Here is a 20,654-nt window from a genome sequence, read left to right as displayed (position 1 = left end):
TCAGCGGACGAACGGCCACGGCGCGCAGACGATCAGCCACGCCAGCACCACCAGGCCCAGGTACTTCAGCACGCGGAACAGCTTCGGGTGCTTTTTCTTGAACGCGCGGTTGCGCTCGCGGCTGCGCTGGTTGAGCGCGAACATGCGGTTGACGAAGCCGGTCTTCTCCTCCGGCGACTCGGTGTTCGGCGAAGCGGTGATCTTGCCCATGAATGCCCCCACGCGATGGTTGATCGCGCTCATCCAGCGCGTGCGCAGCGGGCGCTCCACGTCGGCGAACAGGATCACGCGCGTCTGGTCGGTCTTGTTCTCCACCCAGTGCACGTAGGTCTCGTCGAACACCACGTCCTTGCCGTCGCCCCAGGCATGTTCCTCGCCGTCGACGAAGATGCGGCAGTCGCGCGAGTTCGGCGTGATCAGGCCGAGGTGGTAGCGCAGCGAGCCGGCGAACGGATCGCGGTGCGCGTTGAGCTTGCTGTTCGGCGCGAGCGTGGCGAACATCGCCGCCTTGATGCTGGGGATGGATTTCAGCAGCGCCACGGTCTTCGGGCACAGAGTTTCCGCCGAGGCCAGCGGTTCGCCGTACCACTTCAGGTAGAAGCGCTTCCAGCCCTGCTTGAAGAAGCTGTTGAAGCTGGCGTCGTTGCCGGCCTGCGCCGCGCGGATGTGGCCCTCGTCGAACAGCGACAGCGCTTCCTCGCGGATGGTCTGCCAGTTCGCCTGCAGCAGGTCCAATTGCGGGAAGCCGCGGCGGTCGAGGATGGGGCGCGCCGGCACCGCGGAGAACGCGTACATCAGCAGGTTGTAGGGCGCGAAGACTGCCGAGTGGTCCACCAGCTGGCGGTCGAAGCGCAGCCTTGCCCGCCCGCGCAGGTGCACCAGCAGCACGCACAGCACGAACAGTGCGATCAGGACCAGCAGGACGAGGCGCGGGGTCATCGGGGCGGGCGGCAGGGCGAGGCGGTAGAAGGCGCCATTCTAGCGCCCGCGCCGTGAACCGCTGCAGCGCCGCGGTTTCAGTGCGACAACACGCGCAACGGCGCACTGCCGGGCTGGTAGCCGCGGGCCAGCGCGCCTTGCACGTAGGCCACGGCCTGACGGAAGGCGCTGCGCGGTGCCTTCCCCTTCGCCAGTTCGGCGGCGACCGCCGAGGCCAGTGTGCAACCGGTGCCGTGGGCTTCCAGCTTCAGTCGCGGATGACGCAGCTCCAGCACGCCGCGGGCGTCGAACCAGCGATCCACCACCTCGCGTCCGCTGCCGTGGCCGCCCTTCAGCAGCACGCTGCCGGCACCCAGCGCACGCAGGTCGGCGCCGGCGCGGATGCAGTCCTTCGCGCTGCGGATCGGATAACCGAGCAAGGCCTCCGCCTCGGGCAGGTTGGGCGTGAGCACGTCGGCCAGCGGGATCAGTTCGTTCACCAGCACCGCGATGGCGTTTTCGTCGAGCAGGCGCGCGCCGCTGGTGGCGATCATCACCGGATCGACCACCAGCCACGCCGGCTTGCGAGCGGCCATCTCGCGCGCGACCAGCCGCACGATGGCCGCACCGCCGAGCATGCCGGTCTTCACGGCGGCGATGGGAAAGTCCTCGAACACGGCGGCGATCTGGCTGCGGATATGCGCCAGCGGCACCGGATGCACCGCCGTCACGCCGCGCGTGTTCTGCGAGGTGATCGCGGCGATCGCCGACAAGCCGTGCACGCCGCGGGCGTGGAAGGTCTTCAGGTCGGCCTGGATGCCCGCGCCACCGCCGGAGTCGGAGCCGGCGATGGTGAGGGCGATGGGTGGAGTGGCTTGGAGCATGGATGCTTGAGTGTTGTCGTGGTGTCGGGTGCTGCGGCTGCTGGATGCCGGCCTGCGCCGGCATGACGATCAAAAGCAACGCGCGGATGGAATTTGAGCTTGTCATGCCGGCGCAGGCCGGCATCCAGTCAGAGCAATCCCGGATAGAGGTCGACCCATCCGGGGTTGTCGCCTTCAATCAATCGCAGTTTCCAGGCGCGTTTCCATTCCTTGATCTGTTTCTCGCGCAGGATGGCTGACTCCATCGTCTCATGCAGTTCGTACCAGACCAGATGGTGGATGTGGTAGCGCGAGGTGAAGCCGGCGACGACTTCATGTCGGTGCTGCCATACGCGACCAACCAGACTGCTGGTGACGCCGACGTACAACGTACCGTTTCGTCCACTGGCAAGCATGTACACGCAGGGTTGTCGCCGATCCATGGCGTCGTTTCCGCTGGATGCCGGCCTGCGCCGGCATGACGGTCAGGAGTTTTACAAAGCCTCCGACGCGAAATCCGCCAGCCGCGAGCGCTCGCCGCGCCGCAGGGTGACGTGGGCCGAGTGGTCCCAGTTCTTGAAGCGGTCCACCGCGTAGGTGAGGCCCGAAGTGGTTTCGGTGAGGTAGGGCGTGTCGATCTGCTCCACGTTGCCGAGGCAGACGATCTTGGTGCCGGGGCCGGCGCGGGTGATCAGGGTCTTCATCTGCTTGGGCGTGAGGTTCTGCGCCTCGTCGATGATCAGGTAGCGCGACAGGAAGGTGCGGCCGCGCATGAAGTTCAGCGAACGGATCTTGATGCGCGAGGCGAGCAGGTCGTTGGTGGCCTGGCGCCCCCAGCTGCCGCCTTCCTCGGGATTGGCGAGCACTTCGAGGTTGTCGGTGAGCGCGCCCATCCACGGCGTCATCTTTTCCTCCTCGGTGCCGGGCAGGAAGCCGATGTCCTCGCCCACCGAGACCGTGGCGCGGGTCATGATGATTTCGCGGTAGCGCTGCTGGTCCATCACCTGCGCCAGGCCGGCGGCCAGCGCCAGCAGGGTCTTGCCGGTGCCGGCGGTGCCGAGCAGGGTGACGAAATCCACGTCCGGGTCCATCAGCGCGTTCAGCGCGAAGTTCTGCTCGCGGTTGCGCGCGGCGATGCCCCACACCGAGTGGTTGTTGTGGCTGTGGTCGTCCATCAGCGCCAGCGTGGCCTTGCTTTCGTCCACGTGCAGCACGCGCAGTTCGACGCCGCCTTCGCCCGGAAGGTACAGGCACTCGTTGGGGTACCAGTCCTCGTCTTCGCGGCAGTCGAGCTTGTAGTAGGTGCGGCCGCGTTCGTTCCACGACTCCACCTCGGGATGCCGGTCCCAGAAGTTCTCGGGCAGCGCGGCCGAGCCGGTGTAGAGCAGGGCGAAGTCGTCCAGCGCGCGGTCGTTCTCGTAGTCCTCCGCGTCGATGCCGTAGATCTTGGCCTTGATGCGCAGGTTGATGTCCTTGGTGACCAGGATCACCGCGCGGCCGGGGTTCTGGTCGCGCAGCTCGATCACCGCGGAGAGGATCAGGTTGTCCGCCTTGCCGTGGCCGTTCGTGGTGCGCTGCTGGAAGTACAGCCGGCCCACCGCGGTGCCGCGCTTGAGGTTGACGCCCTGCGGGTTGGCCAGTTCCAGACCGTTGCTGATGCCGTGGCCGTTGCCGCGTACGATCAGCTCGTTGAGGAAGCGGCTGACCTGGCGGCCGTTGCGCGAGACTTCAGAGGCGCCTTTCTTCTTCTCGTCCAGTTCCTCCAGCACCGTCATCGGGATGAACACGTCGTGTTCCTCGAAACGGAACAGCGAGGTGGGGTCGTGCAGCAGCACGTTGGTGTCCAGGGCGTAGATGCGCTTGCTTTCGGTCATGCGGCGGGGACCTCGCGAGGGGCAGTACGAAGGGAACGCGGCATGGCGGATGCCGCGGATGCGATGAAGGAAAAGGTGTCGGTCACTTGCTGGCGGGGATCGCGTCGAGCACGGCCTGGGCGTGGCCCGGCACCTTCACGCCGCGCCATTCGGCGACGAGCTTGCCGTCCGGATCGATCAGGAAGGTGCTGCGCACCACGCCCATGTGGCGCTTGCCGTAGAGCACCTTCTCGTGGATCACGTCGAAGGCGCGGCACCAGGTTTCGTCGGGGTCGGATACCAGCGGGAACGGCAGTTCCTGCTTGGCGGCGAAGTTCGCGTGGGATTTCGCCGAGTCGCGCGAGACGCCGACGATCTCGGCGTGGCGTTTCCTGAACTTCGGGTAGAGGTCGCGGAAGTCCTTCGCCTCGTTGGTGCAGCCGGGGGTGGAATCCTTGGGGTAGAAATACAGCACCACCCATTGGCCCTTGAGATCACCCAGCTTCAGCGTGCTGCCGTCGCCGGTGGTGCCGCCCAGGGCAGGGGCCTTCTTTCCGATGTCTGGCATGGTCTCTCCGGAAACCCGGCGGGGTTTCGCCTGTACGCGGGACAGAGACTAGCGCGATGAATGTTACGGATGACAGCCTTGTCAGGCCGTCATGGGCGGAGCATCCTGAGCGTCCGCGGTCCGTACGCTGGTGTCTTCACCCGGCGTGGACGAAAGAACCGCCCTCGGTCCAAGGCGCCGGGTCCATCGACGGACTCTCTTTCCGCGTGCGGTCGTTGGCTTTCCTCGCCTGCGTGCAAACGGCAGGAGGCGATGCAGACGGGCGCTAGAACTTCACCGGATCCATGATCGCGTCCAGGTTCAGTCCGTCGCACAGTTCCAGGAAGTCGTCGCGCAGGGCGGCGATGTGCACGTCGGCCGGGATGCCTATCGTGAACTGCGCCTGGAACATCTCCGCGCCGGTCTGCATCGCGTGGTAGCGGGTGGAGTGCAACTGCTCGACGCTGATGCCCTGCTGGCTGAAGAACTCCACGATGCGCGCCACGATGCCGGGGCGGTCTGCCGAGATGATCTCGACCATGTAGGGCAGCAGGTGCGAATTCGGTTCGCGCGGCGCGGTGCGGTAGTGGGCCAGTCGCAAGTTCTCGTCGCGCGCCACCTTGTTCAGCGCCGTCTCCAGCTTGGCCAGCGCGTCCCAGGCGCCGTTCGCCAGCAGCATGATCGAGACCTCGTTGCCGATCGTGGCCACGCGCGATTCCGCCAGGCTGCAGCCGGCGTCGGCGATGCGGCGGGTCAGGGCGGTGAGCGGCGAGTGGCCGGCGGAGGTCAGGGCGTGGATCAGCAACTGGTTGTCGCTGCCCGAACGGGCATTGGCGGAGGACGTCGGTTTCAATGGGATGGCCTGTGCCGGATCCCGCGCGGTGCGGGAATCGCGCCAGCCAGCTTACTTGCCGCTCCAGCAAGCCCGCAAGTAACATGCAAGGCCCGATTCCCATGCGGTATCCGACCTTGGACATACGCGGAAGCATCTGCGCGCTGGCGACGCCGTTCGCGCCCGACGGCGCGCTCGACCTGCCGGCGTTCGCGCGCCTGATCGACCATCAACTGCAGGGTGGCACGCAGGCGCTGGTGGTGGCCGGTTCCACTGGCGAGGCGCACATGCTCGAACACGACGAGTTCGACCGCCTGCTCGCGTTCGCGGTGGAGCACGTGGCCGGCCGCGTGCCGGTGATCGCCGGCACCGGCGAGGCGGCCACCGCGAAAACCGTGGCCGCCACGCGCCATGCCAAGGCATTGGGCGCCGATGCCGCCCTGGTGGTGACTCCGTACTACGTGCGTCCCACCCAGGAAGGCATGCGCCGGCATTTCCTCGAAGTGGCCGAACACGGCGAGCTGCCGGTGATCCTCTACAACGTGCCCGGCCGCACCGCCTGCGACCTGCTGCCGGAGACGGTGGCGCAGCTTGCCGGGCATCCGGCCATCGTCGGCATCAAGGAGGCGAGCGCCGATCCCGTACGCATCGCCGCGATCGCGGAACTTGCGCGCCCGGATTTCGTCTATCTCTCCGGCGACGACGGCAGCGCCGGCCAGGCGATGCTGGCAGGCGCCGCCGGCACCATCTCGGTGGTGGCGAACCTGGTGCCCAGGGCGTTCCGCGCGCTGTGCGACGCGGCCACCGGCGGCGACCGGGCTGCCACCGCGCGTTGCGAGCAGGCGCTGGCGCCACTGGTGCAGGCGCTGAACTGCGCCCCGAACCCGATCGCGGTGAAGGCCGGCTTGCCGGAACTGGGGCTGGGTTCGGCGCTGCCGCGGCTGCCGCTGGTGGAGCTGGCCGAGGGTCCGGATCGCGCGCGTTTGCGCGAGGCGCTGTCCAGTCTGGCATCCTTGGCGCACGCCGCCTGACCCAAAGCCGCGCTGGCGGCCATCATCGACCTTCCCACGGAAACCCCTTGCATGAAGAAATCCTCGCTACTCGTGACCCTGCCGGCGCTGGCCTTCGCGGGCCTGTTGCTCTCCGGTTGCGGCATGTTCCGATCCACGAAGGCGTGGGAGACGGCCAAGCAGGAGACTCCGCTGGAAATTCCGCCGGGTCTGGACACGCCGCCCGCCACGGCCGCGCTGGTGATCCCGCCGGCCGGTTCCACGGGCCCGGCCGACGCCGCCCCGGTGCCGGGCCGCATCTCGGATGCGTTCGTGGTGTCCGACGGCGTCGACGCCGCCTACCAGAAGGTGGGGCAAGTGCTGTCCACCGGCGGCGCCGGTCAGGTCACCGGTCGTGACGACGGCGCGCATACCTACAACGTGAGCGTGGTCGGTGGCATGGCGCCGGCGAAGAAGCGCGGCTTCTTCGGCCGCATCTTCCACCACGACGAGGGCAAGGCCTCGTCCGACACGGCCACGCATGCGGTGCAGGTCACCGTGAGCCCGAGCGGCACCAGCGCCAGCGAAGTGCGCGTGGCGGGCGACGAAGGTGCCGTCGCGAAGCTGATCGACGCCTTGAAGAAGGGCATGGCCGGCTGATCCGGCCTGCGCCTCCGCCAACGAAAATGCCGCCCCTGGGGCGGCATTTTTCCTGCTGCGTCGCGTGCGGTTTCAGCGTTCCAGCAGCTTGAGCTTGTCCGGCTTGCCTTCCCACTCCTTGGCGTCGGCAAGGCCGTCCTTGCGCTCGGTGATCACCGGCCACGCCTTCGCCAGGTCGGCGTTCAGCGCCACGAAACCCTCCTGGCCGGCCGGCACGTCGTCCTCCGGGTAGATCGCGTTGATCGGGCACTCGGGCTCGCACAGCGTGCAGTCGATGCACTCGTCCGGATCGATCACCAGGAAATTCGGGCCTTCATGGAAGGCGTCGACGGGACACACTTCCACGCAGTCGGTGTACTTGCACTTGATGCAGTTGTCGGTGACGACAAAGGTCATGGGGCGAAGCTCTGGCGTTGGGGCACTCGCAAGTATGACCGCAATGCGCGCGGCGTGGAACGACACGGATTGCCGCGCCCGCCGCCGATACGGCTTGCCTTTGCGCTTGTCGCAAGGATCGAGCGGGTCTCACGGCCTTGCCCAGAAACAAACGGCACGACCGCTGGGTCATGCCGGCTGTTTTTGAAGAGTGCGGCCATGGATGGCCGCCAGTGATGCACGGGCAGAGCGTACGGCTGAAAGTCGCCGCTATCGCCCACTACAGCCAGCGATTCCGGACGAATCGCACCCATATCAGGAGTGCGGCCATGGATGGCCGCTGGCAATGCATGGGCAGGGCGGGGGCTGTACATCGCCGCAACCTGCCCTGGCGCCGCGATCATGGACGATCGCACAAGCAAATGGCGCTCCCAACGAGGTTCGAACTCGTGTTCCCGCCTTGAGAGGGCGGTGTCCTGGGCCACTAGACGATGGGAGCGGATTGTTGCAAAGCGCGGTAGTATAGCGGAATTGTTTCGTCCGGCAATGCCTGCGGACGACCTCGTGCACGGTCCGCGGTCGCGGGCGTCGCGCCGTCGTCATTGGTCGCGGGCCATGCCGGGCGCGATACCCGCAAGGACTCCACACGCTTGAATTCCGAAGCCAGGAACGACGCCAGGCCCGCATTGCGCATCATCCCGCGCGAGCAGCACACGATTTCCCGCAAGAACATCAGCAAGGCCGCGCTGCGCGTGCTGTACCGCCTGAACGAGGCCGGCTACGACGCCTTCCTGGTCGGCGGCGCGGTGCGCGACCTGCTGCTGGGCGGCCACCCCAAGGATTTCGACGTGGCCACCAACGCCACGCCGGACGAGGTGAAGAAGCTGTTCCGCAACTGCCGCCTGATCGGCCGGCGCTTCCGTCTCGCCCATGTGGTGTACGGGCCGGAGATCATCGAGGTGGCGACGTTCCGCGGCACCGGCGAGGAGGAGGGCGCGGAGGGCGAGCGCCGCATCGTCGACGGCCGCATCGTGCGCGACAACGTGTGGGGCACGATCGAGGAGGACGCGCTGCGCCGCGACTTCCGCGTCAACGCGATGTACTACGACATCAGCGATTTCTCCGTGCGCGACTACGTGGGCGGCATGCAGGACCTGCAGGACCGCGTGCTGCGCCTGATCGGCGAGCCGGCCACGCGCTACCGCGAGGACCCGGTGCGCATGCTGCGCGCGGCGCGGCTGGCTGCGAAGCTCGGCTTCAGCATCGATGCCGCCGCCGCCGCGCCGTTCGAGGAACTGGGGCCGCTGCTGGCCGAGGCCGCGCCGGCGCGGCTGTTCGACGAATCGCTGAAGATGTTCCTCGCCGGGCACGGCTTGAAGAGCTTCCGCATGCTGGAGCAGTGCGGCCTGCTGAAATTCCTGTTCCCGGCCACCGCCCGGGCGCTGCGGCGCGGCGACGAGGCCTTGCGCGCGCTGGTCGAACAGGGGCTCGCGAACACCGATGCGCGCGTCGTCGAGGGCAAGTCGGTGACGCCGGCCTTCCTGTTCGCGGTGCTGCTGTGGGGCGAGGTGCGCGACCTCGCGCATCACCTTGTGGCCGGCGGCAAGGACGCGAACGAAGCCTGGGCGCGGGCCGCGCTGCAGGTGGTGGGCGAGCAGTGCCAGCGCGTGGCGATCCCGCGCCGCTTCACGTTCACCATGGAAGAGATCTGGTCGCTGCAGCCGCGCTTCGAGCAGGTGCAGCGCAAGAAGGTGCTGCGCCTGCTGGCGCACCCGCGCTTCCGCGCCGCGTTCGACTTCCTGCTGCTGCGGGAGCACGAGTCGCCGGCGATGCGCGAGCTGGGCCTGTGGTGGGACCACGCGCAGCAGCTGCCGCACGACACGCTGGCGGCGGCGCTGCCTTCGCACGGCGGCGGCGGCAACGAGCCCGAGCCGGCCGCCGCCCCCGTGCGCAAGCGGCGCCGGCGCAAGCCTTCGGCCAAGTCGAAACCGGCGTGACCGCGGCCTACATCGCGCTTGGGGCCAACCTGGGCGATCCGCGGCAGCAGTTGCTGGCTGCCGTGGACGCGCTGGCGCAATTGCCCGGCACGCGGCTGCTGCGTCGCTCGCACCTGTACCGCACGCCACCCTGGGGCGTGCTGGAGCAGCCGCCGTTCATCAACGCGGCGGCGCTGCTGGACACCACGCTGGCGCCGCACGAGCTGCTCGATGCGCTGCTCGCGATCGAGCAGCTCGCCGGCCGCGTGCGTGCCGAACGCAACGGCCCGCGCACGCTGGACCTGGACCTGCTGCACATGGACGGCGTGCAACTCGACGACGAGCGGCTCACCCTGCCGCATCCGCGCATCGCCGAGCGCGCCTTCGTGCTGTTGCCGTTGGCCGAGCTGGCGCCGGACCTGGTGCTGCCGGGGCAGGGTCGGGTGGCCCAGCTGCTCGCCGCGGCGGACACGCAGGGCTGCGAACGGCTGCCCGAGGCCCGGGTGGCCGAATGATGCGGTGCAGCGGATAATCGACCGATTCCCTGCCGCCGAGACGACGCCGTGTACGTGGATCCCGCCAACGTTCCCGCCCGCAAGCCGGTCACCGTGCCCGGCCTTCACGCGATGAAGGCCGCCGGCCGCCGCATCGTGATGCTCACCGCCTACGACAGCAGCTTCGCCGCGCAACTGGAACTGGCCGGCATCGACGTCGCCCTGGTCGGCGACTCGCTCGGCATGGTCGTGCAGGGCCACAAGAGCACCCTGCCGGTGACGCTGGACCACATGGTCTACCACACCCGGGCGGTGGCGCGCGGGCTGTCGGCCACCTTGCTGATCGCCGACCTGCCGTTCATGGCCGACCGCGACGTGCCCCACGTGCTGGAAGCCGGCGCCCGGTTGGTGGGCGAGGCGGGCGCGGCGGCGGTGAAGATCGAAGGCGCGGCGCCGCACATCCTCGACGCGATCGCCGCGCTGACGGCGCGGGCGATCCCGGTCTGCGCACACCTGGGCCTCACGCCGCAGTCGGTGCACAAGTTTGGCGGCTTCCGCATCCAGGGCCGCGAGCAGGAAACCGCCGACCGCATCGTCGCCGAGGCGCAGACCGTGCAGGCGGCGGGCGCCGACCTGCTGGTGCTGGAAGGCGTGCCCACCGCGCTGGGCGAGCGCGTGACGAAGTCGCTGCAGATTCCGGTGATCGGCATCGGTGCGGGCCCGCATTGCGACGGCCAGGTGCTGGTGATCCACGACATGCTGGGCATCACGCCGGGCAAGCGCCCCAAATTCAGCAAGGATTTCCTTGCCGGCCGCGATTCTGTGGCGGCGGCGATCGCCGCCTATGCGGCGGACGTGCGCAGCGGGGCGTTTCCCGCGCCCGAGCACTGCTTCAACTGATCCAACGGACAACGGCGAGACTCCATGCAGACAGTGCAAGACCTTCCGGCCCTGCGTGCCGCGATCCGCGGCTGGCGGAGCCAGGGCCAGACCGTGGGGCTGGTGCCGACCATGGGCAACCTGCACGCGGGGCACTACTCGCTGCTGAAGCTGGCGCGCGCGCGCGTCGACCGCGTGGTGGCCAGCGTGTTCGTGAACCCCACCCAGTTCGGCCCCAACGAGGATTTCGAGCGCTATCCGCGCACGCTGGCGCAGGACCAGGCCGGCCTGGCCGAGAACGGCTGCGACCTGCTGTTCGCGCCCGAGGTGGCGACGATGTATCCGTTCGGCGCCGGACAGGGCGCGAGCATCCGCGTGCCGCAGGTCACCGAGACGCTGGAGGGCGCCCATCGCCCCGGCCATTTCGACGGCGTGGCCACCGTGGTGTGCAAGCTGTTCAACATGGTGCAGCCGGATGTCGCGGTGTTCGGCCAGAAGGATTTCCAGCAGCTCAAGGTGATCGAGCGCATGGTGCGCGACCTGGCGCTGCCGGTGATGGTGGTGGGCGCGCCCACCCAGCGCGCCGACGACGGCCTGGCGCTCAGTTCGCGCAACCAGTACCTGTCGGCGGAACAGCGGGCGCTGGCGCCGCAGATCCACGCCACCCTGCTGCAGATGCGCGAGCTGGTCGGCAAGGGCCATGCGCGGCACATCGTCGAGGAAGTGGCGCAGTCCAAGCTCGAACGTGCGGGCTTCGTGCCCGACTACGTGGCGATCCGCCGCGCCGAGGACCTGGCCGAGCCCGATGCCTCCGAACGCACCGGGCTGGTGGCGCTGATCGCCGCCCGCCTTGGCACGACGCGATTGATCGACAACTTGCAGTTCGACTGATCCGGCACCATTTCCAGCCTTGAATGGACGATGTTGCGACGCAGCGTCGGCGGTTCGATAATGCGCAGCCAGGCGGGCCGTCCCCGCAGGAAGTCGAAGTCATGCACCTGAACATGTTCAAGGCGAAGATCCACCGCGCCACCGTCAGCCACGCCGAGCTGCATTACGAGGGCTCGATCGCGATCGACGGCAACCTGCTCGATGCCGCGGGTATCCGCGAGTATGAGCAGATCCATGCCTGGGACATCGACAACGGCGAGCGCTTCGTCACCTATGCGCTGCGCGCCGAGGAAGGCTCGGGCATCATCTCGGTGAACGGCAGCGCCGCGCGCAGCGTGCAGGTGGGCGACCTCATCATCATCGCCGCGTTCGCCCAGATCGACGAGAAGGAGCTGGCGCAGTTCCAGCCCACCTGCGTCTACGTGGACGAGAAGAACCGCATCACCCACACCAACCGCTCGATTCCGAAGCAGATGGCGGCGGCCTGAGGGCCTGTCGCCGTTCCGGCGAAAGCCGGAGGCGCATCACGAAAGCGAAGCTGATCCTCCGGCGACGCAGTGGTTTGAATGGGCACGGTTGCGACTGGACCCCGGCCTGCGCCGGGGTGACGGCCATCGGTTCATCGGGGCGACGAGCATTCCGGGACGGTGGCCTTGCCGCGCGATGGCTCAGAACGCGGGCAGCACGGCGCCCTTGTACTTCTGCTCGATGAAGGCCCTGATCTCGGGGCTGGTCAGCGCCTTGGCCAGTTTCTGCACGCGCGGATCGTCCTTGTTGTCGGGGCGGCCCACCAGGTAGTTCACGTAGGGCGAATCCTTGTCTTCGATCAGCAGGGCGTCCTTGGTGGGATTGAGCCCGGCCGCCAGCGCGTAGTTGGTGTTGATCAGGGCCAGGTCCACCTCGTCCAGCGTGCGCGGCAGCATCGCCGCCTCCAGTTCCTTGAACTTGAGCTGCTTCGGGTTCGCCGTGATGTCCTTGGGCGTGGCCAGCGCGTTCGCGGGGTCCTTCAGCGTGATCAGGCCGTGCCTGGCGAGCAGCAGCAGGGCGCGGCCCTCGTTGCTGGGGTCGTTCGGCAGCGCCACGGTGGCGCCGTCGGGCAACTGGTCGATGCTCTTGATCTTGCGCGAGTACGCGCCGAACGGCTCGATGTGCACGCCCGCGACGGGCACCAGGTCGGTGCCGTGCTCGTGGTTGAAGGCATCCAGGTAGGGCATGGTCTGGAAGTAGTTCAGGTCGATGTTCTTCTCCACCACCTGCATGTTCGGCTGCACGTAGTCGGCGAACACCTTGATCTCCAGCTTCACGCCTTCCTGCGCGAGGATGGGCTGCACCTGCTTGAGGATTTCCGCGTGCGGCACCGCAGTGGCGGCCACGGTGAGCGTGTTCGCGTCCTGCTTCGGCGCGGAGCAGCCCGTCAGCAGCAGGGCAAGGGCGGCGGCGCCCGCCAGCCACTTCATGACGACTTGCGCGCGAAGCCCGCGAGCAGCAGCAGCGAGAGGATGGCGGAGAGGGCGGCGAGCAGCATCGGTCATGGCGGTTTCCGGGGGAGTTCCAGACTAGACGTCCGTTCGTTGGCGGGGAAATAACCGGATCAGTGTCGCTTATAACGCGCCACGATGCGGTCGCCGAACATCTGCAGCAGTTGCACCAGCACCACCAGCAGCACCACGGTGACCAGCATGTAGTCGGACTTGTAGCTGAGGTAGCCGTAGCGGTAGGCCAGGTCGCCCAGGCCGCCCGAACCGATCGCGCCGCCCATGGCGGTGTAGCCCACCAGCGCGATGGCGGTGACCGTGATGCCCGCGGCGAGGCCTGCGCGGGCCTCCGGCAGCAGCACGTGGCGCACGATCTGCCAGGTGCTGGCGCCCATCGCCTGCGCCGCCTCGATCACGCCCTGCTGCACCTCGCGCAACGCGGTCTCCACCAGCCGCGCGAAGAACGGCGCGGCACCGATCACCAGCGGCGGGATCGCCCCGCGCACGCCCAGCTTGGTGCCCACCAGCGCATAGGTCACCGGCATCAGCACGATCATCAGGATGATGAAGGGCACCGAGCGCAGCACGTTCACCAGCAGCGAAGCGATGCCGTACAGCTTCGGCATCGCGCGCAACTGGCCGCGGCCGGTGAGGTAGAGCAGCACGCCCAGCGGCAGGCCGATCAGCACGGTGAGCGCCAGCGAGCCGCCCAGCATCAGCAGGGTGTCGATGCAGGCGCGGCCGAGTTCGCTCCAGTCGTCGATGTTGGGAAACAGCGTCTGCAGCAGCGGCGCGGTCATGGCAGCTCCTCGATCTCGATGCCCGCATCGCGCAGCGCGGCCACGGCGGCGTCGGCGTTCGCGCCTTCCAGCGCCAGCGTGAGCTGGCCGTAGGGCAGCTCCTTGATGTGGTCGATGCGACCGGCGAGCAGGTTGAAATCCACGCCGCTCTCGCGCATCACCCGGCTCAGCACCGGGCTGAGCGTGGTGGCGCCGCGGAAGGTGAGGCGCAGCTTGCGGCCGCGCACCTCGGCCAGCGGCGCCCCGGCGCTGGCGGCTTCCTCGGGCAGCGCCTCGTTGACGAAGCGCCGCGTGGTGGGGTGCTGCGGATGCAGGAACACGTCGGCCACCGTGCCGTGTTCCACGATGCGGCCGGCGTCCAGCACCGCCACGCGGTCGCAGATGCGGCGCACCACGTCCATCTCGTGGGTGATCAGCACGATGGTGAGTTTCAGCTCGCGGTTGATCGCGGCCAGCAGTTCCAGCACCGCGGCCGTGGTCTGCGGGTCCAGCGCGCTGGTGGCCTCGTCGCACAGCAGGATCTCCGGCCGGTTCGCCAGCGCACGGGCGATGCCCACGCGCTGCTTCTGGCCGCCGGAAAGCTGCGACGGGTACTTGCCCGCGTGTTCGGCGAGACCCACGCGTTCCAGCAGTTCGCCCACCCGGCTGTGGATTTTCGCCGCGTCGCGCTCGCCGGCGAGGCGCAGCGGGAACGCCACGTTGTCCGCCACCGTCTGCGAGGCGAGCAGGTTGAAGTGCTGGAAGATCATGCCGATGCGCCGCCGCTGCGCGCGCAGCGCAGGCTCGTCCAGCGCGGTCATCTCGGTGTCGCCGATCAGGATGCGCCCGCCGCTGGGCCGTTCCAGCAGGTTGATCAGCCGGATCAGGGTGGACTTGCCCGCGCCGGAATGGCCGATGATGCCGAACACCTCGCCATCCACGATGTCGAGCCGGAACGGGTGCAGCGCGGGGATCTCCCGGCCGTCCACGCGGTAGGACTTGTGTACGTCGAGGAAGCGGATCACGGCGGTTCGGGCGGCGGGACGGGCGAGTATTCTAGCGTTTCACGGACTGCCATACGGCCATACCGGAGTACCGCCCATGAGCGACATCTACGACTTCAGCGCGCGCGACATCGACGGCAACGAACGCCCCTTGTCCGAGTGGCGGGGCAAGGCCCTCCTGATCGTCAACGTGGCCTCGAAATGCGGGTTCACCCCGCAATACGCCGGCCTGGAAAAGCTGTGGCGGGACGCGCGCGACCGCGGCCTGGTGGTGCTGGGCTTTCCCTGCGACCAGTTCGGCCACCAGGAGCCGGGCGACGAGGCGGCGATCCGCGAGTTCTGCGACGCGAGCTACGGCGTGACCTTCCCGCTGTTCGCCAAGATCGAGGTGAACGGCGAACACGCGCATCCGCTGTACCAGTGGCTGAAGCACGAGGGCAAGGGCATCCTGGGCAGCGAGGCGATCAAGTGGAACTTCACCAAGTTCCTGGTCGACGCCCACGGCCACGTGGTGAAGCGCTACGCGCCCACCGAGACGCCCGAGAAGATCGGCAAGGAACTGGACCGCCTGCTGGCCGACTGAGCGGCCTCAGTCGCCGCCGCGCCAGCCGGCCAGCAATTGCACGATCGCGTCGATGTCGCGGTTCGGCGGCGGCGCGCCGGGATCGCGTTCGTGGTTGTTGAGGAAAATCGCGAACGCCAGCCGCTGGCCGCCGGCCGTGGTGACGTAGCCGGCCAGGCTGTGCACGTGGGTCATGCTGCCGGTCTTGGCCTGCACCTTGTCGGCGGCCGGGCCGTCGCGCAGCCGCCATTCCAGCGTGCCGTCCACGCCGGCCACCGGCAGCATGTCGCGCAGCATGCCGGCCCAGGGTTGCGTGGCGATGTTCTGCAGCAGCCGCACCATCGCCTCGGGCGTGGCCAGGTCGCCGCGCGACAGCCCGGTGCCTTCCTCCAGCAGCACGGCGGACGGCGCGATGCCGATGCGTTCCAGCAGGTCGTGGAGCGCGCGCAGCCCCCAGGCTTCGCTGCCGAGGAAGCCGGTGGGCGCATCCGGCTGGTTTTCCGCGGCGGCCTGGGCGCGGAGGCCGTCGATCTGCAGCAGGTTCTGCAGGTACAGGTTCTGCGAACGCTTGAGGCCGCCGGTAAGGATGTCGGAGACCGGCGGCGACAACACCTCGGCCAGCACCTGCGCCTCGCCGTGCAAGGCATCGTCGCGTTCCGGCCAGTGCAGCACGCGCAGGCGGCCTTCCAGCCGGATGCCGTGGCGGCCCAGCGCCGCGCGCAGTTCCTCGCCCGCCTGCCGCGCCGGGTCGGGAAGCGCCAGCCGGTAGGTGCGCGGCGGCGTGCCGGCGGCGACGCTGCCGAACACGTGCAGCAGCGAATCGCCCGGGGCGCGGTACAGGTTGACGTCGTCGCGGCTGTGCGGCGCGCTGGTGTCCAGCGCGCCGGAGAGCGGGATCGCGGCGACCCCGGGTGCGAAGTCCAGCCGCGCCGGCTGGCCGGCGCGGGCGCCGGGCGTCACGGTCAGGGCCACGATGTTCTCGTGCACGCTCAGCGCCGAGGCGGGCGCGGCGAACCAGCCCAGCAGGTCGCTGGCCTCCCAGCCGCTGCCCAGCGGCGGCCCGGCGAAGTAGCTGTCGTCGGCGACCAGGTCGCCGTGGATCGCGTGCACGCCGCGCGCGGCCAACTGCCCGGCCAGGTCGTCCGCCCAGCCCGGGTTCGCGTCCGGCGTGCCCAGGGTGGGATCGCCCATGCCGTACAGCAGCAGCGGGCCGTCCAGCCGGCCATGCCGCACCGGCGCCGGCGACCGCAACTGCGTGGGGATGCGGTAGTCCGCAGCCAGCGTGGACAGCGTCAGCGCCGCGGTGAACAGCTTGGCGGTGGACGCGGGTTGCAGCAGCCGCCCCGCGTGCTGGGCGTACACCATGCGGCCGCTGTCCAGCGCGAGCACCGCGATGCCCCAGCTGGCGGCGGCGTAGCGCGGCTGGCGGGTGATCGCGTCGATGTCTGCGGCGAGCGCAGGCAGCCCATGTGGCGATGTGGACGCGAGAGCGGCGGTCGACGACTGGGCCGCCGAGGGCATGGCCGTCCCCAGCAGCAGCGTGCCTGCGAGCGGGACGATCCACGAAGCGATACGTTTCATCCGTCGAGTATCCCGCAAGCGTGCGGCGATCGGCCACGTGAGGGCCGGGCGAAGGGCTTCGGCGGCGATCTGCTAGGCTTGCACGTTCGCGCCGGCGCGAAACCGGCCCATCCATCGTCACCGGAATTTCCCATGCAGATCGCCCCGAACACCGTCGCCGCCTTCCACTACACGCTCACCGACGACGACGGCCAGGTCGTCGACAGCTCCGCCGGCCACGAGCCGCTGACCTACCTGCACGGCCAGGGCCAGATCGTGCCGGGCCTGGAGAAGCAGATGGAAGGCCGCCGGGCCGGCGACAAGTTCGACGCGCACGTGGCGCCCGAGGAAGGCTACGGCGTGCGTCACGAGGAACTGGTGCAGGAAGTGCCGCGCGACGCGTTCCAGGGCGTGCCGGAGATCCAGCCCGGCATGCAGTTCCAGGGCCACGGCCCGCAGGGCGTGATCAATGTCACCGTGACCAGGGTCGAGGACGACAAGGTGCACGTCGACGGCAACCATCCGCTGGCCGGCAAGGCCCTGCATTTCGCGATCGAGGTGACCGAGGTGCGCGCAGCCAGCGAGGAAGAGCTGGCGCACGGCCACGTGCACGGCGCGGGCGGCCACCACCACTGACGGCGGCGCTTCGGCGCGCCGTCCCCGCACTGCACGCGAAGGCCCGGCATGCACTGCCGGGCCTTCGTCGTCACCGCACCGCGCCTCGCGGCCGCGGCGCGCTCAGTACCAGTCCAGCAGCGACACGCCCACGCCCAGGTAGGTGGCGTTGTGGTTGTAGTCGATCATGCTTTCGCCGTAGCCCTTGAACAGTTCCATGTAGCCGCGCAGGTTGCCGGCGACGGGAAAGCTCCAGGTGAAGCGCATGGCGCCGTGGCTGCGGCTGCCGCCGCGCAGCGAGTGGCGCAGCATCATGCCGAATTCCTGGCCGCGCCATTCGTGCACGATCTGCACGTCGGCGCGGCCCATGTAGTCGCTGATGTCGGGGTTGTCGTCGTCGCTGCGCGACTCGGGGACGCGCCACCACGGGCGGAACATCACGGTCCAGCCGGGGCGCTCGAAGCCGAAGTCGGCGATCACCCGGTTCCAGCTGCGCGACAGCGGATTGCCGCGGCCGTTGGACTGGTGGGCGATGCCGATGCCGAACAGGCGCCCGTCCCAGCCCGACACGCGGTAATGCGTGTCGAACACCAGCATCGCCTCGGGCTGGTAGTCGGTCTCGCGGAACGGCCGCGACGCCTGCGCGTTGTAGACCTGCCAGCGCGAGCTCTGGGTATAGCCCAGCCAGAGGTCGCCGGCGTCGCCGAACACGTCCTGCCACAGCTTGGTCTTGAGGCTGAGCTGGAACTTGCCTTCCACGTTCTGCATGTGCTGCGGATCGTGCACGGTGTTGTCCGGGTTCGGGCTGTGCGGCTCGGTGTTCTGGTTGCTGGTGGCGAACACCGGCATCGCGTACACCGGCTTGTAGCCGCGCAGGTTGAACGTGCCCAGCTTGCTTTCCGGCGACAGCTCCCAGCGGCTGTCCAGCAGCGACAGCGGCTGCGACACTGCGGGCGCGGCCGCCGCCACGACGGAGGCCTGCCGATCGTGCGCGAAGACGCCTTCGCCGGTTACCGCCGGTTGTCCGGTGTGCTTCTGGGCGGCGGGCAACTGGTCGCGGCCGGTGGCGTGGTCGTAGCAGGCCAGCCGTTGCGCGTCGCTCTCGATCGCGGTGCAGGCGCGGATGTCCATCGGGTTCGGATTCTGCGCATGGCAGACGCCGGCGGCGAGGCAGCCGGCCAGCAGCAGGATGCGGCGAGGTTTCATGGGGACTCCGGCGAGGCGATCCAGCGGGGATGCCCGGAGTCTAGCCAAGGCGCGCATCCGGTTTCCCGCCGGCGTCGTGGAATCGCCGAAAAAAACCGGCCACATCGCGGGATGTGGCCGGTTCGGAGTGCTGCCTGGTTGCAGATTATTGCACCTGCTTCACCCATGCCTCGTACTGGGCCTTGCTGACGCGCGTGCCGTGGTGGCTGGCGTTGAGGAAGTCGTTCGCCAGCGGCGGATAGCTCGCGGCCTGCTCCTCGGTGATCCACTTCTTGCCGCCGGAAAGCTGGCTGAAGGGCGGCGGCGGCGAGACCTGCGGCGCGGCCGGCGGCACGCTGCGCACGGTCACGTCGGCAGACGGCGCCTGTGCGGGAGCGGCGGACTGTGTGGGTGCCGGGGCCTGCTGCATGCTGTCCTGCGGCGGCGGCGTCTGGCCGGTGCTGTCCTGGGCGAACGAGGCGCCGGCGAACATCAGGGCGCCGGCGGCGAGGGCCGGCAACAACGCATTGCGTGCTTTCATGATCGTTACTCCATGCCAGAATGTCTGAGGGAGTGCGAGCCTGGCGACGATTGGAGAACATCCGCCGCCAGACCTGCCATTGACGCTAGCAGAGGCTGCATAAATGTCGCTGCAACATTCTTGTCGGGCCGGCGTGAAAGCGAAGTGCCGTTGAGCGAGGCTTCAGCTAGTCCGGCCACGTTGAGTCTAGCGCAGGCGCGCGCGCTGCAGCTGCATGCGCAGGGCTTGTTGCGGCCGCTGCGGCGCAAGCCGCAGCGCGCGGACGTGGTGGCGGCGATCGAGCGCATGCGGCTGCTGCAGATCGACAGCATCCACGTGGTGGCGCGCAGCCCGTACCTGGTGCTGCATTCGCGTCTGGACGACTACCCCGCGGCATGGCTGGACGAGGCGCTCGCCGCTGGGCGCATCGCGGAATGCTGGGCGCACGAGGCCTGCTTCGTGGCTGCGCGCGACTTCGCCGCCCACCGCGCCTGGCGCGAGCGCGGCAGCCACTGGGCGCAGCGCAATGCCGAGCGCATGCATAGCGAGCACCGTCCGGCGATGGATGCATTGCTCGCGCGCATCCGCGACGGCGGCGCCGTGCTGGCGGCGGATTTCCCGCGCGAGGATCGCGGCGTCGCCGGCTGGTGGGAATGGAAACCGGAGAAGCGCTGGCTGGAAGCCTGGTTCGCGCTGGGCGAACTGATGGTGCCGCGGCGCGAGCGCTTCCAGCGCGTGTACGACCTCGCCTCGCGCGTGCTGGCCGGGCTCGATCCGCCGTTCGAACCCTGCACGCTGGATCCCGCGCAACTGCGCCGGCAGTTCATCCTGGACAGCGTGCGTGCGCTGGGCGTCGCGCAGGCGCGCTGGATCGCCGACTACTTCCGCCTCAAGCCGACGGTGGACGCGCGCGAACTCGCGCCGCTGCTGGACTCGGGCGAGCTGCTGGAAACGGCGGTGCGCGGCTGGGACGTGCCCGGCTATGTGCACCGGGAGCATGCGGCGGCGCTGGAGCAGGCCCGCGGCGGCCGCCTGCGCGCCACCCACACCACGCTGCTGTCGCCGTTCGACCCGCTGGTATGGGATCGCGCCCGCGCGCTGGCGATGTTCGGCTTCGACTACCGCATCGAGTGCTATGTGCCGGCGCCGAAGCGCTGCTACGGCTATTACGTGCTGCCCATCCTGCATCGCGGCGCGCTGGTGGGGCGGCTGGACGCGAAGGCGCATCGCGCCGATGGCGTGTTCGAGGTCAAGGCGCTGTTCCTGGAACCCGGGGTGGCACCCACGCCGTCCCTGGTGGACGCGCTGGCTGCGGCGATTGCGCGCACCGCGCGCTGGCACGGTACGCCGCAGCTGCGCCTCGGCCGCTGCCGCCCGGCGGGGCTGGGGCCGGCCCTGCGTGGCGCCTGGAAGGCGGCCGCGGGGTGATTCAACGTGGCGCCGGCGATGCGGGGCCGGGTGCGGCGCAGGCACGCCCCTGCAGGCTCTGGCCCAGTTGGGCGGACAACTGGCGGCAGCGCGCATCCAGATAGGGGCGCGTCTGCGGGTCGCGGGAAGCGTCGAGCAGGCTGTCGCGCATCGCCTGGTAGTGCGCCTGCAACTGGTCGGCGGGAAAGATCGCGGCGGTACGGTGGCAGGCCTGGTAGCTGGCCAGATAGGCGTCGCCGCCTGCGACGC

The 20,654-nt window shown here is 69.0% G+C and carries 23 protein-coding genes, 1 tRNA gene and 1 pseudogene; 10 read left to right on the top strand and 15 right to left on the bottom strand.

What is annotated here, in order from left to right; genetic code table 11:
• From PCA_RS10450 to PCA_RS10425, 6 genes are all read right to left on the bottom strand, one after another.
• Positions 1-939, bottom strand: coding sequence for an aspartyl/asparaginyl beta-hydroxylase domain-containing protein (locus PCA_RS10450; RefSeq protein WP_181302551.1), 939 nt, complete (start codon positions 937-939; stop codon positions 1-3).
• Between the two features lie 77 nt (positions 940-1,016).
• Positions 1,017-1,802 (bottom strand): bifunctional hydroxymethylpyrimidine kinase/phosphomethylpyrimidine kinase, encoded by a 786-nt coding sequence (gene thiD / locus PCA_RS10445; RefSeq protein ID WP_181302550.1) that lies wholly within the window; start codon positions 1,800-1,802, stop codon positions 1,017-1,019.
• Positions 1,803-1,930: 128 nt separating this feature from the next.
• A complete protein-coding gene (locus PCA_RS10440; RefSeq protein WP_181302549.1) occupies positions 1,931-2,224 on the bottom strand; it encodes a GIY-YIG nuclease family protein in 294 nt (97 codons plus the stop codon).
• A 51-nt stretch (positions 2,225-2,275) separates the two neighbouring features.
• Positions 2,276-3,655 (bottom strand): PhoH family protein, encoded by a 1,380-nt coding sequence (locus tag PCA_RS10435; protein WP_181302548.1) that lies wholly within the window; start codon positions 3,653-3,655, stop codon positions 2,276-2,278.
• Between the two features lie 82 nt (positions 3,656-3,737).
• Positions 3,738-4,202, bottom strand: coding sequence for a peroxiredoxin (locus PCA_RS10430; protein ID WP_181302547.1), 465 nt, complete (start codon positions 4,200-4,202; stop codon positions 3,738-3,740).
• Between the two features lie 265 nt (positions 4,203-4,467).
• Positions 4,468-5,040, bottom strand: a complete 573-nt coding sequence (locus tag PCA_RS10425; protein ID WP_181302587.1) for an ACT domain-containing protein — start codon at positions 5,038-5,040, stop codon at positions 4,468-4,470.
• Between the two features lie 77 nt (positions 5,041-5,117).
• On the opposite strand from PCA_RS10425, the gene dapA reads away from it, so the two are divergent.
• Together dapA and PCA_RS10415 are read left to right on the top strand one after the other, a co-directional pair.
• Positions 5,118-6,044, top strand: a complete 927-nt coding sequence (gene dapA / locus PCA_RS10420) for a 4-hydroxy-tetrahydrodipicolinate synthase (protein ID WP_181302546.1) — start codon at positions 5,118-5,120, stop codon at positions 6,042-6,044.
• A gap of 51 nt (positions 6,045-6,095) precedes the next feature.
• Positions 6,096-6,662: a hypothetical protein gene (locus PCA_RS10415; protein WP_181302545.1), complete on the top strand. Its 567-nt coding sequence runs from the start codon at positions 6,096-6,098 to the stop codon at positions 6,660-6,662.
• Between the two features lie 72 nt (positions 6,663-6,734).
• On the opposite strand, the gene fdxA is transcribed toward PCA_RS10415, so the two are convergent.
• Positions 6,735-7,058 (bottom strand): ferredoxin FdxA, encoded by a 324-nt coding sequence (gene fdxA, locus PCA_RS10410; RefSeq protein WP_181302544.1) that lies wholly within the window; start codon positions 7,056-7,058, stop codon positions 6,735-6,737.
• A 402-nt stretch (positions 7,059-7,460) separates the two neighbouring features.
• Positions 7,461-7,536, bottom strand: a tRNA-Glu gene (locus tag PCA_RS10405).
• Positions 7,537-7,687: 151 nt separating this feature from the next.
• Here PCA_RS10405 and pcnB point away from each other — a divergent pair.
• The 5 genes from pcnB (at position 7,688) to panD (ending at position 11,765) form a co-directional block, all read left to right on the top strand.
• Positions 7,688-9,034: a polynucleotide adenylyltransferase PcnB gene (gene pcnB / locus PCA_RS10400; protein WP_181302543.1), complete on the top strand. Its 1,347-nt coding sequence runs from the start codon at positions 7,688-7,690 to the stop codon at positions 9,032-9,034.
• A complete protein-coding gene (gene folK / locus PCA_RS10395) occupies positions 9,031-9,528 on the top strand; it encodes a 2-amino-4-hydroxy-6-hydroxymethyldihydropteridine diphosphokinase (RefSeq protein WP_181302542.1) in 498 nt (165 codons plus the stop codon). Before pcnB ends, folK begins: the two co-directional genes overlap by 4 nt.
• A 48-nt stretch (positions 9,529-9,576) precedes the next feature.
• Positions 9,577-10,407, top strand: a complete 831-nt coding sequence (gene panB / locus PCA_RS10390) for a 3-methyl-2-oxobutanoate hydroxymethyltransferase (RefSeq protein ID WP_181302541.1) — start codon at positions 9,577-9,579, stop codon at positions 10,405-10,407.
• Between the two features lie 24 nt (positions 10,408-10,431).
• Positions 10,432-11,277 (top strand): pantoate--beta-alanine ligase, encoded by an 846-nt coding sequence (gene panC / locus PCA_RS10385; protein ID WP_181302540.1) that lies wholly within the window; start codon positions 10,432-10,434, stop codon positions 11,275-11,277.
• 101 nt (positions 11,278-11,378) lie between these two features.
• The gene (gene panD / locus PCA_RS10380) at positions 11,379-11,765 is read left to right on the top strand and encodes an aspartate 1-decarboxylase (protein WP_181302539.1); all 387 of its coding nucleotides are present in this window, start codon (positions 11,379-11,381) and stop codon (positions 11,763-11,765) included.
• A gap of 180 nt (positions 11,766-11,945) precedes the next feature.
• Here the strand turns inward: panD and PCA_RS10375 are convergent, their stop codons facing one another.
• From PCA_RS10375 to PCA_RS10365, 3 genes are all read right to left on the bottom strand, one after another.
• Complete coding sequence (locus PCA_RS10375; RefSeq protein WP_181302538.1) at positions 11,946-12,734, bottom strand: MetQ/NlpA family ABC transporter substrate-binding protein; 789 nt, start codon at positions 12,732-12,734, stop codon at positions 11,946-11,948.
• A 134-nt stretch (positions 12,735-12,868) separates the two neighbouring features.
• A complete protein-coding gene (locus PCA_RS10370; RefSeq protein ID WP_181302537.1) occupies positions 12,869-13,552 on the bottom strand; it encodes a methionine ABC transporter permease in 684 nt (227 codons plus the stop codon).
• Complete coding sequence (locus PCA_RS10365; RefSeq protein ID WP_181302536.1) at positions 13,549-14,556, bottom strand: methionine ABC transporter ATP-binding protein; 1,008 nt, start codon at positions 14,554-14,556, stop codon at positions 13,549-13,551. Before PCA_RS10365 ends, PCA_RS10370 begins: the two co-directional genes overlap by 4 nt.
• A 76-nt stretch (positions 14,557-14,632) precedes the next feature.
• Here PCA_RS10365 and PCA_RS10360 point away from each other — a divergent pair, with 76 nt between their 5' ends.
• A complete protein-coding gene (locus PCA_RS10360) occupies positions 14,633-15,118 on the top strand; it encodes a glutathione peroxidase (RefSeq protein WP_181302535.1) in 486 nt (161 codons plus the stop codon).
• Positions 15,119-15,124: 6 nt separating this feature from the next.
• Here the strand turns inward: PCA_RS10360 and dacB are convergent, their stop codons facing one another.
• Complete coding sequence (gene dacB / locus PCA_RS10355; RefSeq protein WP_181302534.1) at positions 15,125-16,678, bottom strand: D-alanyl-D-alanine carboxypeptidase/D-alanyl-D-alanine-endopeptidase; 1,554 nt, start codon at positions 16,676-16,678, stop codon at positions 15,125-15,127.
• Between the two features lie 132 nt (positions 16,679-16,810).
• Between dacB and PCA_RS10350 the strand changes: the two genes are divergently transcribed.
• Entirely contained in the window at positions 16,811-17,293 is a 483-nt protein-coding gene (locus tag PCA_RS10350; RefSeq protein WP_181302533.1) for a peptidylprolyl isomerase, read from the top strand.
• 102 nt (positions 17,294-17,395) lie between these two features.
• Here the strand turns inward: PCA_RS10350 and PCA_RS10345 are convergent, their stop codons facing one another.
• Positions 17,396-18,478 (bottom strand): phospholipase A, encoded by a 1,083-nt coding sequence (locus PCA_RS10345; protein WP_219918717.1) that lies wholly within the window; start codon positions 18,476-18,478, stop codon positions 17,396-17,398.
• 145 nt (positions 18,479-18,623) lie between these two features.
• Positions 18,624-18,998, bottom strand: a complete 375-nt coding sequence (locus PCA_RS10340; protein WP_181302531.1) for a hypothetical protein — start codon at positions 18,996-18,998, stop codon at positions 18,624-18,626.
• Between the two features lie 180 nt (positions 18,999-19,178).
• Here PCA_RS10340 and PCA_RS10335 point away from each other — a divergent pair, with 180 nt between their 5' ends.
• Positions 19,179-20,405, top strand: a complete 1,227-nt coding sequence (locus PCA_RS10335) for a crosslink repair DNA glycosylase YcaQ family protein (protein WP_255436783.1) — start codon at positions 19,179-19,181, stop codon at positions 20,403-20,405.
• A 1-nt stretch (position 20,406) separates the two neighbouring features.
• On the opposite strand, the pseudogene PCA_RS10330 reads toward PCA_RS10335, so the two are convergent.
• Positions 20,407-20,654 (bottom strand): annotated as a pseudogene (locus PCA_RS10330) (hypothetical protein); the annotation flags it as partial.

The sequence above is a fragment of the Rhodanobacter sp. PCA2 genome (assembly GCF_013620825.1).
Classification (GTDB): Bacteria; Pseudomonadota; Gammaproteobacteria; order Xanthomonadales; family Rhodanobacteraceae; genus Rhodanobacter_A.
Note: the sequence above shows the minus strand (reverse complement) of the source record. Positions and strands in the feature narration are given on the sequence as shown.